11 protein-coding genes are annotated in these 11,929 nt (G+C 69.8%); 8 read left to right on the forward strand and 3 right to left on the reverse strand.

The features are described from left to right. Nucleotides 1–450: hypothetical protein (locus Aut01nite_RS20590; RefSeq protein ID WP_204037602.1), on the reverse strand; the 450-nt coding region annotated here is incomplete at its 3' end. A 153-nt stretch (nucleotides 451–603) separates the two neighbouring features. Next, nucleotides 604–1,776: an epoxide hydrolase family protein gene (locus Aut01nite_RS20595; RefSeq protein WP_043530079.1), complete on the reverse strand. Its 1,173-nt coding sequence runs from the start codon at nucleotides 1,774–1,776 to the stop codon at nucleotides 604–606. A 102-nt stretch (nucleotides 1,777–1,878) separates the two neighbouring features. On the opposite strand from Aut01nite_RS20595, the gene Aut01nite_RS20600 reads away from it, so the two are divergent. From Aut01nite_RS20600 to Aut01nite_RS20615, 4 genes are all read left to right on the forward strand, one after another. Further along, entirely contained in the window at nucleotides 1,879–2,511 is a 633-nt protein-coding gene (locus Aut01nite_RS20600; protein ID WP_236643032.1) for a TetR/AcrR family transcriptional regulator, read from the forward strand. A gap of 13 nt (nucleotides 2,512–2,524) precedes the next feature. Then, nucleotides 2,525–2,914 carry a TIGR03618 family F420-dependent PPOX class oxidoreductase gene (locus tag Aut01nite_RS20605; protein ID WP_043530082.1) on the forward strand — a complete coding sequence of 130 codons (390 nt, stop codon included), beginning with the start codon at nucleotides 2,525–2,527 and terminating at the stop codon, nucleotides 2,912–2,914. A 123-nt stretch (nucleotides 2,915–3,037) separates the two neighbouring features. Then, a complete protein-coding gene (locus Aut01nite_RS20610) occupies nucleotides 3,038–3,994 on the forward strand; it encodes a carboxypeptidase-like regulatory domain-containing protein (RefSeq protein ID WP_043530084.1) in 957 nt (318 codons plus the stop codon). 130 nt (nucleotides 3,995–4,124) lie between these two features. Beyond that, a complete protein-coding gene (locus tag Aut01nite_RS20615) occupies nucleotides 4,125–4,352 on the forward strand; it encodes a Bax inhibitor-1 family protein (protein WP_043530086.1) in 228 nt (75 codons plus the stop codon). A 209-nt stretch (nucleotides 4,353–4,561) separates the two neighbouring features. Here Aut01nite_RS20615 and Aut01nite_RS20620 read toward each other — a convergent pair whose 3' ends face one another. Beyond that, complete coding sequence (locus tag Aut01nite_RS20620; protein ID WP_052164307.1) at nucleotides 4,562–5,680, reverse strand: effector-associated domain 2-containing protein; 1,119 nt, start codon at nucleotides 5,678–5,680, stop codon at nucleotides 4,562–4,564. Between the two features lie 144 nt (nucleotides 5,681–5,824). Here Aut01nite_RS20620 and Aut01nite_RS20625 point away from each other — a divergent pair, with 144 nt between their 5' ends. The 4 genes from Aut01nite_RS20625 to Aut01nite_RS20640 all read left to right on the forward strand — a co-directional run bounded on the left by Aut01nite_RS20625 (nucleotide 5,825) and on the right by Aut01nite_RS20640 (nucleotide 11,902). Beyond that, nucleotides 5,825–7,321 carry a M1 family metallopeptidase gene (locus Aut01nite_RS20625; RefSeq protein WP_043530121.1) on the forward strand — a complete coding sequence of 499 codons (1,497 nt, stop codon included), beginning with the start codon at nucleotides 5,825–5,827 and terminating at the stop codon, nucleotides 7,319–7,321. Between the two features lie 137 nt (nucleotides 7,322–7,458). Further along, nucleotides 7,459–9,024, forward strand: coding sequence for an SPFH domain-containing protein (locus tag Aut01nite_RS20630; protein WP_043530088.1), 1,566 nt, complete (start codon nucleotides 7,459–7,461; stop codon nucleotides 9,022–9,024). Between the two features lie 2 nt (nucleotides 9,025–9,026). Then, nucleotides 9,027–10,298, forward strand: coding sequence for an SPFH domain-containing protein (locus tag Aut01nite_RS20635; protein WP_043530090.1), 1,272 nt, complete (start codon nucleotides 9,027–9,029; stop codon nucleotides 10,296–10,298). A 143-nt stretch (nucleotides 10,299–10,441) separates the two neighbouring features. Continuing rightward, nucleotides 10,442–11,902: a glycoside hydrolase 5 family protein gene (locus tag Aut01nite_RS20640; protein WP_043530092.1), complete on the forward strand. Its 1,461-nt coding sequence runs from the start codon at nucleotides 10,442–10,444 to the stop codon at nucleotides 11,900–11,902. The last annotated feature ends 27 nt before the right edge of the window (nucleotides 11,903–11,929 follow it).

The following is an 11,929-nucleotide window of genomic DNA, read 5'->3' on the forward strand; positions in this document are numbered from 1 at the left end:
GCCGCTGAAGAGGTAGAGGGACACCTGGTCGGAGTCGTAGTGCTCCCGCTCATGACCGCCGTAGCCGTCGTCGGAGACGTACGGCGCGATGAGCTCGAGGATTCGATAGATCTCGCCCATGTCGTCATCGAGTACGAGGGTGCGCGCGTAGAAGCCCCACTCGACGACGTCACCCGACTCGTTGAAGCCGCGGATCTGGGACCGTAGCCGAGCTATCTCACCACCGGCTAGGTAACTGTCGGGATCGGGCCGCAACGTCTGGTACGGGAAGTCCTCGTCATCGTCCGGGACGTCGTGGAGACCGGACGGATCAAACCCGGGCGAGAGCTCGGGGGAGTCTTCCGAGGTCGTGACTTTAAGGTCACACAGCCACCGGAGCGTGTCCAGAACCGGCTCAGGCGTGCGACCTGTGAGAAAGCAACTGATGACGACCTCGTAGTGGTAACTCATAGCCCGGACGTTAGGGCACCCCGTCCTTGCCGTTTCGCTGCAGCGTCGCACGCGCGGCCGCCGGGTACTGGGCTTAGCCAAACCGCAGTGGGCTTTCGGATTGTGGAATAGCAGTATGTTGACTCCATCTTCACCCGGGGCCCTGCGGGCTGGTCAGGACGCTCGGAGCGGCCGGAAGGTCGTCCGGATCTGGTCGGTGAGGATGTCGGGCTGCTCGAGGGCGGCGAAATGTCCGCCGCGGTCGAGGCGGGCATAGTGCAGCACGGTCTCGTAGCGTCGCTCGATCCAGCGCCGCGATGCCTGGACGGCCTCGCCGGGGAAGATGCTGAACCCGGCGGGGACGGGGTTCGGTGGCCGTGATCCGGTGTGCTCGGCGCTGCTCTGCCTCTCCTCCCAGTACAGCCGGGCGGCGGACGCGGCGGCATTGGGCAGCCAGTAGAGCATGATGTCGTCGAGGATCTCGTCGCGGTCGATGACCGTCTCCGGGTCGCCGTCGTTGTCGGTCACGTCCTGGAAGAGGGTGTAGATCCAGGCGGCGAGTCCGGCCGGGGAGTCCGCGAGGGAGTAACCGACCGTCTGGGGGCGGGTCGCCTGCACTCGGGCGTACCCGTCCAGTTCGGTCTGGTAGCGCTGAGCGCGCGCCATCATCTGCTGCTCCACTTCGGTCGCCTCGCTCATCTCCTGCGGGGTGGGGAACACCAGCGGGAGGTTGAAGTGCACTCCCCGGCACCTCTCCGGCGCCGTGCGGGTGATCTGTTCGACGACGGCCGCGCCCCAGTCGCCGCCCTGGGCGAACCAGTCGTCGTAACCCAGACGTCGCATCAGGGTGATCCATGCGTCGGCGACCTGAGAGATGTTCCAGCCTGTCGTCGTGGGTTTGCCGGAGAAGCCGAAGCCCGGCATGGAGGGGATCACGAGGTGGAAGGCGTCCTCGGCGTTGCCGCCGTGGGCGACCGGATCGGTCAGCGGGCCGACCAAGTGCCGGAACTCCAGGATCGAGCCGGGCCAGCCGTGACACAGCAGCAGCGGTGCCGCCCCGGGTTCAGCCGAACGCACGTGCAGGAAATGGACGTCGATCCCGTCGAGCACGGTGCGGGATGAGCCGAAGCTGTTGATGGCTCGCTCGGTGCGTCGCCAGTCGTAGCCGGTGGCCCAGTGGTCGCAGAGCGCGCGGATGCGCTCCGACTGGGGGCCTTGGCCGGCGTCCGGGACGGTTTCGCGGTCCGGCCACCGGGTGGCGGCGAGGCGGTTCAGCAGGTCTTGCAGTTCATCCTCGGGAACCGCGATGGGGTACGGCTCCACGAGGTCGGTGTGGCGGGCTGTCATCGGGTGCTCCCAGGCGTCCGGTGGTCGGGGTCGTCATAGTAGGCCTTAAGTGGAAGAAAAATTCAACTTGGAAAATTTCCTCCACTTACCTAGAGTCTGTACGTGGCCGAAATCGACCCTCCTCTGCGCCGTGATGCCGAACGCAACCGTCAGCTGCTGCTGCGCACGGCGTACGACCTGATGGCTTCCGCCGGTCTGGACGTCTCCTACGAAGACATCGCCCGGGCCGCCGGGACCGGGATGGGCACCATCTACCGGCGCTTCCCGCAACGGCAGGATCTACTGGACGCCCTGTTCAGCGAGCACATCGATACGGTGATCGACTTGGCTGAGCAGGCCGCGCGGTACGACGACGCCTGGGCCGGGCTCACCTGGTTCCTCGAGCGGCAACTCGAGATCGAGGCGAAGAGCCGGGGCCTCGGAGAGCTGTTGCGCAGCCGCAATCAGGCCACCGCCCTGGTCCAGCGTGCGCACGAGCGGATGACCCCGCTCGTGGCCGGCCTGATCGCCCGCGCGGTCCGCGCGGGTCAACTGCCGGCCGGAGCGACCCCCGCCGACTTCGCCGCCGCGCACGTGATGGTGGGTGGAGTGATGGACGCCTCTCGTGCCTCCGCCCCCCAGCTGTGGCGGCGCGCTCTCCGGATCGCCCTCGCGGGGCTGCGCCATGCCGATCTCTCCGGTGACTCGCCGGACGACGTGGTCATCGATCACCTTTACAACGACCAGAAGAATTGAAGGTACGCCCCTCATGGCTCTGCCCGACGACCTGCTCGAGGTCCTCAACGCCAAGGCGATCTGCTTCGTGACCACGCTCATGCCCGACGGATCGCCGCAGATCTCGCAGACCTGGGCCTCCACCGACGGCGAACACGTGCTCATCAACACGGTCGACACCCATCAGAAGGCCCGCAACATCGCGCGCGACCCGCGCATCGCCATCGGGATCGCCGACCCGGCCGCGCCGTCACGGTCCTGGGCTCTGCGCGGCAGCGTCGTGGACGCCACGACCGAAGGCGCCCGGGAGAACATCGACGAGTTGTCCCAGAAGTACATCGGCCGGCCGTACCCGGGCTTCGGCGGTGGCCCGCAGCAGCGCGTCCTGCTCACCGTCAAGGTCGACAAAGTGCACAGACCCTGATTCCCGCGGCGGCATCGCTCCGCGCGGAGCAGGCGAGAACGGTGACGAGGAATGGTGGGGCGACATCATTTGATCATCGCTTCTAGCATCGGCGGCATCAGTCTCCTGAAAGGACGCTCGCACATGCAGCGTAGGAAGTTCGCCGCGGCCGTGGCCGGTCTCGCGGTTCTCGGGATCGTGGCGCCGGGGGCGGCATCGCCCGCCGTGGCCGCCGTCGCGGACGGCGGCATCATCTCCGGCCGCGTCGTCAACACCAGCGGTCACGTGCTTGCCAACGCCCGGATCTCGGCTGAGCCGCTCGATCGGGACAACGGCACCTATCTGATCACGGAAACCGATGCGAGCGGGGCGTTCACCCTGCCCGGCCTGGTCCCCGGCCAGTACCGGGTCGGCATCGACGCCGGAGGCTGGGGCGAATACGCGCCCGGCCGCCGTTTCACGATCGAGCAGGGCGTCCAGTATCAGGTCCGGGAGGGACGCAGGACGATCGTGAACAGCCTGGTCTTCGCCGCCGGCACGATCAGCGGCAAGGTCACCGACGCCGCCGGGAAGCCGGCCGCGGGTGTCCCGGTCTCCGCCTTCGACAGCGTCAGCCGGTTGTGGTACGAGGAATTCACGGCGGCGGACGGCGGGTATGCGCTGAAGGTCCGCCCGAACACCCCGTACGTTCTGCGGTTCGCCGACGGGAACACCAGTCAGTACGCGCCCTCCGGCACCACCGACGCCGCGCAGGCCGGCCACTACCAGGTCGCCCCGGGACGCGCGACCCGAGTGGACGCGCGGCTGATCGTCGCGCCGACACTGACCGGCCGGCTCACCGACGCCGCGGGGGCGCCGGTGGCCGACGCGCACGTCAGCTACACCAGCCGGGGCAGGGTGTACGAGTTCACCAGCACGGACGCCGACGGCCGGTACACGTTCACCAAGGTCCCGCTGGATGATCTCAAGGTCCGGTTCGTGACGGCGAGCGGGCAGGAGCAGTGGGCCACCGGGTCGGCCGACTCGCAGAACGCCACCTGGTTCACCACCGCGGCCGGTGTCACCACGGTCGTCGACGAGCGGCTGCTTCCGGCGAGCTGACCGGACGTCCCGTGCCGCGGGTCCCGGACCCGCGGCACGGGAGGCGTTATCACCCCTGGCCGAGGGTGTCCGGATCGGTGCGGCGGTTCAGCTTGGTGGCCACAGTGTCTCGATCACCAGGGGATCGGCGATGGATCACCTGGTCTTCGGCATCGTGCTGATCTTCGTGAACATCCCGTACGGCAGCCTGATCTACTCCGTGCTCGGCCTGGTGATCTTCGCGGGTCTGATCATGTTCGACTTCCAGCGGCTGCGGCGGTCCTCCGACATCGAGTCGGCGCCGCTGCTGGCCGCGTCGATCTTCCTCGACGTCCTCAACGTGTTCCTGTTCTTCCTGCGCATTTTCCGCGGCCGCTGAATACGAGCGGCGACGGAGCGGGGCGGCCGGCAGCCGGAAGGCGCGCGAGAGGGGCGGCCGGCAGCCGGAAGGCGCGCGAGAAGGGCGGCCGGCAGCCGGGAGGCGCGCGAGAGGGCGGCCGGCAACCGGAAGACGCGCGAGAGAGGCGGCCGGCGGACCGGCAGCGGGAAGGCGCGCGGTAAGGAAGCCAGCAGGCAGGCGGCCGGCGATCAGGGGGAAGGGGCGAGCCGCTGGGCGGCGGCGGCGAACTCGGTGGCGCGGTCCGGATCGGCGCAGAAGAAGCGGACCGCCTCGACCAGTTCGGGGATGCCGCCGGCGTACCGGGCGCAGGTCCGCAGCACGCTCACCGCCTCCAGCCGGGCGTTGCCCTGCCGGTTGATCGCCGCGTAGATGTCGCGGCGCAGCACCGACAGCATCTCCTCACGCACGTCGGTGCGCACGAACTCGTCGATCCGCACCAGCGCCTCGGCCGCGGCGCCGAGCAGCCGCAGGTCGATCTGCCCGGACGGCCGGGCGGGCGCGGCGTGCGCCGTCCCGGACTGCAGCAGCTGGCCCTCGTCACCGGCGCGGCTGCGGTACCAGAGGTAGGTCGGCGTCTGTTCGTACGAGTCCCGCAACCGGGTGAACCGTTCCCGGAGCCGGGTGGTGAGCGCCTCCATGTCCGGCGGCCACGTACCGGGTTCGGTCGCTTCCAGGTCGCGCAGCACTTCGGAGCTGAACAGGCCGGTCCGGGCGGCGGTCAGGTTGATCGCGGGCTCCCCGAGGCTGGCGGCGAACAGCGCGTCCTGCTCACGGTTGCGTTCGGGGGCGCCGACCGGGAACGTCTCGGTCCCGGGGGTCCAGTGGGACCGGACCGCGAGGCCGTGGGTCTGGCACGCGTCGACGATCCAGATCTGCCTGGCGAAGCCGGGGACGTAGCTGCTCGCCGCCATCGCCATCGCCGACTCGAGGTCGAGGGTGGCCGGGTCGGCGCGGGTGGAGTCGGCGTAGTAGAGGCGCCGCCGCCGCAGCTCGTCGATCGCGCCGTGCCCGCCCCACACCACCCACAGCAGGTCGCCGTCCCAGTCGGGCAGGTCCCGGGTGAGCAGCCGGTGGATCTCGGCGCGGCTCGGGCCGCGTACATCGGCTCCGGTCTTGGTCAGGTCGTCGACCGCCGCAAGCCCGGGGGTGACCGCGAGGTGCACCTGCGCCGCCGGCACCCCGTGGGACAGGAACCAGCGGGCGAAGCGGACCGCGTCGTCGACCGGCCCGATCAGGCGGGCCGACGCCCCGATCTCGTATTCATCGATGCCGACGATGATGGCGTGGGTGCGGAGCGGACTGCCCATACCGGACACGATCCCTGGAGGCGCGCTTCCCATACCGGACACGATCTCATGGGGAGCAAGGGGGTCCGTCATTCACCGGACACAAGTCGTTCGAGGTTCTTCGATATGTTGGCGAGCGATTCCGCCGACGAAAGGAAGTGGACCGTGCGACGACTACTCGTGGCGGCACTCGCCGCCACCGCCCTGACCATCGCGGGGACCGGTGTCGCGGCCCAGGCCGCACCGGCTCCGGGTGGTCCCGGGGTCGGCGACGAGTACTACCCGGATTACGGCAACAGCGGATACGACGTCTCCCACTACGACATCCGCCTGCGCTACACCCCGGCGACCGATCGGCTCACCGGCACGACGACGATCCTGGCCACCGCGAAGCAGGATCTCAGCCGGCTCAACCTGGACTTCCTGCTCGACGTGTCGTCGGTGCGGGTCAACAACCGTCCCGCCACCTTCACCCGCGAGGGGGAGCACGAGCTGGTCGTCACCCCGGCCCGCCCGGTGCCCGCCGGTGGCGCGCTGACCATCGTCGTGCAGTACGCGGGTGTCCCGTCGACGAAGGTGGGTGCCGGTTACACCGCGTGGATCCGGACCCCGGACGGCGCGCTGGCCATCGGCGAGCCGGAGATCGCCTGGTGGTGGTACCCGAGCAACGATCATCCGTCGGACAAGGCCACCTTCGACGTGTCGGTGTCGGTGCCGGACGGGCTGGAGGCGATCAGCAACGGTGTCCAGCCGCGCCCGCCGGTCCGGGAGACCCTCGGGTACACCCGGTGGAGCTGGCGGTCGGTGAAACCGCAGGCCACGTACCTGACGTTCCTGGCCGTCGGGCAGTACGACGTCACCACCGACACCTCCGCGGACGGGCTGCCGGTCTACAACGCCTACTCGCAGTTGCTGCCGCAGGACTTCCGGGACGCCGCGCAGTCCAGCGTGGAACGTACCGCCGAGGTCGTCGAATGGGGGTCGACGCTCTTCGGGCCGTACCCGTTCGAGGCTCTCGGCGGCGTGGTGACCCCGCCCGGCACACTCGGGTTCGCCCTGGAGAACCAGACCCGCCCGACCTATTCGTCGGCGTTCTTCCGGCGCGGCTCGAACACCTCGGTGGTGGTGCACGAGCAGGCGCATCAGTGGTTCGGCGACTCGGTGTCGGTGGCCGAGTGGAAGCACATCTGGCTCAACGAGGGCTTCGCCAGCTACGCCGAGTGGCTGTGGTCGGAGAAGAACGAGGAGGGCACGGCGCAGGAGATCTTCGACTACTTGTACGCCACCTACCCGGACGACGCGGCGATCTGGACGACCGCTCCGGCCGACCCGGGCGTGGCCGAGCTGTTCGGGGACGCGGTCTACGACCGCGGCGCGATGACCCTGCACCAGTTGCGGCTCGCGGTGGGCGACGAGGACTTCTTCGCGATCGTACGGACCTGGCCGACCGTGAACCGCTACGGCGACGTGACCACCGACGAGTTCATCGCCCTGGCCGAGAAGATCTCCGGGGAGAACCTGGACGACCTCTTCCAGGCGTGGCTCTACACCCCGTCGAAGCCTGTGGTGGCGGGCGTGTCGGCGTTCACCAGCGAGGTCCCGGTGGCGCCGAAGTCGCTGGCCGAGATCAGGCGGGCGCACGAGCTGCTGCACCGGCACTGACCGATCGGCGGGGGCGGTTTCGGGCCGTCCCCGCCGGACTCCTCCACGACCTGCGTATTCCGGCCTGGCCGGGCCCCTCCCGCTTGATGCGTGTCGATAGCATCTCGGGTCCTGAGCATCGGGGAGGGTGAACCGTCGTGGCACGTGTTCAGCAAGGTTTACGGAGAGCCGCCACCGCGATCGCCGAGGGCGCCGATCCGCGGGCCGTGGCGAGGGACGAGGCGCGCCGTCTGGGTGAGGAGGCGCTCGGGGTCGACCCGGTCGACTTCCCGGCCGCCCGCGACATCGGCGGCAGCGTCGACACCGTCATGGAGCAGCGCACCGTGCCGCTGGACGATGCGGGCGAGGCGCTCAACCACAGCGAGCTGCGCCGTGACGGCGGCGAGCAGGTGCACGTCATCTGCCCGATGGTGATCCCGCGCGGCCGGTCGCTGATGACCATGCTGCCGGTTTCGCTGCTGCTGGTGATCGGCGCGGTCGGCACGGCCGTGGTCGCGGCGGCCGGCGGCGACGTGCTGACCAACCCGTTCTTCGGCGTGCACTACTGGGTGCTGTCGCTGATCGCGGTCGCCTTCGTCTGGTGGCGGCAGGGCATGGTGATGGTGCCGGACGGCTGCGCCGCGCTGATCACCCGGTTCGGCAAGCTGGAGCAGGTCGTCGGCCCCGGCCGGGTGATCCTGCTGAACCCGTGGAAGCGGGTCTCCTACATCGTCAACACCACCCGGGAGTACCCGTTCAACGCCCCGGTCCGGGAGGCGCCCACCAAGGGCGGGGTGAAGGCGTCGATCGACCTGTTCATCCAGTTCCGGATCAGCGACCCGGTGGAGTTCGTCTACACCCTCGGTGCGGTGCGCGGCTTCGAGGAGAAACTCGGCAACGCGGTGAGCGAGACGATCCGCAGCCTGATCTACGAGCAGGCGGCCGCCGACATCTACAACATGGTCGGCGAGGAGACCGGCCGCCTGCTGGACCAGCTGAACCAGCAGTTCCGCCCGGCGGTCGAGCTGACCAACGCCAACATCACCCACGCCGAGCCGTCCGACCGCAAGTACCGGATGGACCTGGCCGCGCCGGAGATGGTGCGGGTCGCCAAGGAGGCGTACACCCACGAGTACGCGTTGCAGCTGCGCAAGGAGCAGGACGAGGGCGACCTGAGCAAGGAGCTCGCCACCCTGCGGGAGACGCTGTCGGCGATCCAGGCCGACATCGCCCAGTACCAGGCGCAGATGGACACGGCGGTGGAGCGGGAGACCAACCGGGCGCAGGCCATGGCCCGGCAGCGGTACGTGTCGGCCGAGTCCGAGGCGAAGGCCAACGCCGCGCTGCTGGAGGCGCAGGCTCTGGACATCCGCGCGGTGACCGTCGCCGAGGCCCCGGAGATCCTGGAGTACCGCTATCAGCGGGAGGTGCTCGACCGGCTGGAGGAGGTCGCCGACCACCTGCCGCGGCTGGTCCGCATCGGCGGGTCCGCCGACCCGAACGGCGCGGCCGGCGTCGACCTGCTGCAACTGGCGCGTGAGCTGGTCGGGGAGCGGGGCAACGAGCTGTTCAGCGCGGCCGACATGGCGGCCATGCGCACCCGCCTGAGCGAGGTGGCCAAACGCATCGCCGACCGCGAGGTGGAGATCAACGCGCTGCGGGCCGCCGACCAGCCGGCCATTCCGGCCGCCGCGGCCGACGGCGACGACGAGGCGGGGGAGTGACGATGGCCAAGGCACGAAGCTCGGTGATCACCGAGGCGGTGGCGCCGTGGGGCGAGATCGCCCGGCTGCTGCGCGGCGGCGGTGAGGCCGGCACGCTGATCCCGGTCGTCATCCCCAAGCACCGGCGGCGGCTGTTCTGGCTCCTGCCGCTCTGGTTGGGGCTGCTCGCGATCCTGTCCGGCGTGATGTTCACGGTGCGTGGCGACGAGACGCTCGCCGTCCTGACGTACCTCGCCGGGGTCCTGTTCCTGCTCGTCGGGGTGCTCTGGTGGTGGCGGTCGTCCATCGTGGAGATCGAGCAGGGCACCAACGGCGTCCTGACCCGGTACGGCGCGGTCGTCCGCACCCTGGACCCGGGCCGGCACTACCTGTGGCACCCGTGGTCGCGGGTCTCGTTCGTGGTCGACGTGGCCACCGAGATCCCGTACTCGGCGCCGGTCATGGCCTGCCCGACCCGGGAGAACGTGCCGCTGCGCTCGATCGAGTTCTTCATGAAACTGCGGATCACCGACGCCGTGCTGTTCGTGCGCACCATCGGCGCCGGCAACTTCGACCTGGTGCTCTCCAGCGCCGTGCAGGACGCGATCCGCCAGCGGGCCAGGATGGTGCAGACCGAGCGGGCGTACGACCTGCGCGGCTCCGATGTGGCCGACATGCAGGAACTGCTCAACCGGCAGTTGTCCCGGTACGGGGTGCGGATCACCGGCTGCAACATCCCGGACGTCCAGTTGCCCGCCCAGTACCAGCAGCATCTGGCCACCCGGGAGCGGGTCTCCAAGGAGAGCGCCGCCTACGAGCAGGAGTGGGGCCTCACCCGCAAGCGCCGCATCGACAGCCTGCAGATGGACATCGAACGGGCCAAGAAGGTGCGTGACGCCCGGATCGTCGAGGTGAAGGCGGCGCTCAACCAGGCTCGGGAGCAGGTCGCGCAGCTCCTCGAAGAGCAGGAGACCAACGCCCAGCGGGTCCGCTTCGAGATCGAGACGCGCGGCCGCAGCGGACTGATCTCCGCGGAGAACGAGGCGAAGGCGCAGCGCCGGCTGGCCCAGGCGTACCGGGACAACCGGGCGGTGTTGCAGTACGAGCTGGCGCTGCGACGGCTGGAGGTCGGCGCCGAGCTGGCCGGCCGGGCGCCGCAGCCGGTCGTGGTGCGCACCGACGGGGACGGCGGCGGCGACTCCGCGCTGGCCACCCTGCTCGCCGCGCAACTGTTGCCGCGGGTCGCGCTGGGCGGCGCCGACCGGCCGGCGAAAGGTGACGGCGCCACCGAGTGAGGTGAGTGGCGAGGGGTGCCCCCGATGGGGGCACCCCTTTTGCAACCTCAATGCGATCAGCGGGATTCTGCAGGAGACGACGCGGCCGCCGAATGAGAGGTCACCCCCGAAAAGCAACCTTCTGCGAGAGGCACCCCGTTCTGATGAGCAGCTTCCGTGTTCGTGCCGCGATCGTCGCCTCGACCGTTCTGATGAGCCTCGGCGTCTTCGCCGCCCCGGCCTCGGCCGAGGTGCAGACTGCGTCCATGACGGACCGGATGGCCGCGGTGACGACCGCCAAGTCGATCAACTACTACCCGTCGGACGCCGGCTGGTCGGCGATGTGGACCGGGTTCGACGCGGCGCGGGTCGACGCGGACCTGGCCAAGGCCGCGGAGCTCGGCGCCGACAACGTCCGGGTGATCGTCTTCCCGCAGGCCTTCGGCTGGCCCGCGCCGAAGCCGGAGTTCACCGAGAAGCTGCGCAAGTTCGTCAGCATCGCCGACGCGCACGGCCTCACCGTCAAGGTGACCCTGTTCGACTGGTGGTCCGGCTACAACGAGGTCACCAACAGCATCAACTGGGCCAAGACGGTGCTCGCGCCGTACGTGGACGACCCCCGGGTGATCGCCGTCGAGCTGAAGAACGAGTTCCAGCCCGGCGACACCGCCGCCGTGACCTGGGTCCAGCAGCTCATCCCGGCGATCCGCGCGTTCGCCCCGACCATGCCGCTGACCCTGTCGGTCGACGGCGGCACCGGCGCGGCCGGCATGACGAAGATCAAGTCGTCGCTGGCCGAGACCCCGCTCGACTACTACGACTTCCACTTCTACGGCTCCTCGGAGCGGGCGCTCGCCGAGATCCGCAAGGCGCAGGCCGCCGTCGCCCCGTCCCCGATCGTGATCGGGGAGACCGGTGTCAGCAGCGCCGTCGTCAGCGAGGGCGAGCAGGGCGCGTACCTGGCCCGGGTGTTCCGTGCCGCGACCGTCGCCGGGGTCGGCTCGGTGTCGCCGTGGACGCTCAACGACTTCGCGGCCGGCGCGATCCCGGCGAACTCGTCGGTGTCCACGATGCCCGCGCAGTACAAGTTCGGCCTGTTCCGCGCGGACGGCACCGCCAAGCTCGCCGCCACCGTGGTCCGTTACGCCTGGACCACCGGCACCCTGCCGAACAGCATCCTCAACCTGGGCTTCGAGGCGGCCGAGAACGAGTCGCCGTGGCGGCAGGCCAACACCGCGGCCGGTATCCCGGTCGTCACCACCGAGATGCCCCGCCTGGGCAGCCGGTCGGTCCGGTTCTCCGGCACCACCCGTACCGCGGCCGGCCTGCCGTCGCTGGTCACCTCGCCGATCACCCCGGTGCAGGCCGGTTACCGCTGGCGGGCCGAGGCGTTCGCCCGCGGCGTCGACGCCACCGGCACCACCGAGATCGCGCTGAGCTGGTTCGACGTCAACGGCAAGTGGATCAGCCAGAACCTCTCGAACCGTCTGCCGGCCGGTGACACCACCTGGACCAAGCTGGTCGTCGAGGCGACCGCCCCGGCCGGCGCCACCAGCGTGCAGTTGCACCTCAAGTCCGGCGACAACAGCGGCACGGTCTGGTTCGACGACGTCGCGATCTCCTGAATGGCACAGCGCAGGCGGGCCCCGGCC

It is taken from the genome of Actinoplanes utahensis (assembly GCF_016862455.1).
In the GTDB taxonomy this organism is placed as follows: domain Bacteria; phylum Actinomycetota; class Actinomycetes; order Mycobacteriales; family Micromonosporaceae; genus Actinoplanes; species Actinoplanes utahensis.

What these genes read in the sequence shown, in the direction of transcription:
- Aut01nite_RS20610 (WP_043530084.1), top strand. Translation starts at nt 3,038, where the DNA reads ATGCAGCGTAGGAAGTTCGCCGCGGCCGTGGCCGGTCTCGCGGTTCTC.
- Aut01nite_RS20640 (WP_043530092.1), top strand. Translation starts at nt 10,442, where the DNA reads ATGAGCAGCTTCCGTGTTCGTGCCGCGATCGTCGCCTCGACCGTTCTG.
- Aut01nite_RS20595 (WP_043530079.1), bottom strand. Translation starts at nt 1,776, where the DNA reads ATGACAGCCCGCCACACCGACCTCGTGGAGCCGTACCCCATCGCGGTT.
- Aut01nite_RS20635 (WP_043530090.1), top strand. Translation starts at nt 9,027, where the DNA reads ATGGCCAAGGCACGAAGCTCGGTGATCACCGAGGCGGTGGCGCCGTGG.
- Aut01nite_RS20615 (WP_043530086.1), top strand. Translation starts at nt 4,125, where the DNA reads ATGGATCACCTGGTCTTCGGCATCGTGCTGATCTTCGTGAACATCCCG.
- Aut01nite_RS20605 (WP_043530082.1), top strand. Translation starts at nt 2,525, where the DNA reads ATGGCTCTGCCCGACGACCTGCTCGAGGTCCTCAACGCCAAGGCGATC.
- Aut01nite_RS20620 (WP_052164307.1), bottom strand. Translation starts at nt 5,680, where the DNA reads ATGGGCAGTCCGCTCCGCACCCACGCCATCATCGTCGGCATCGATGAA.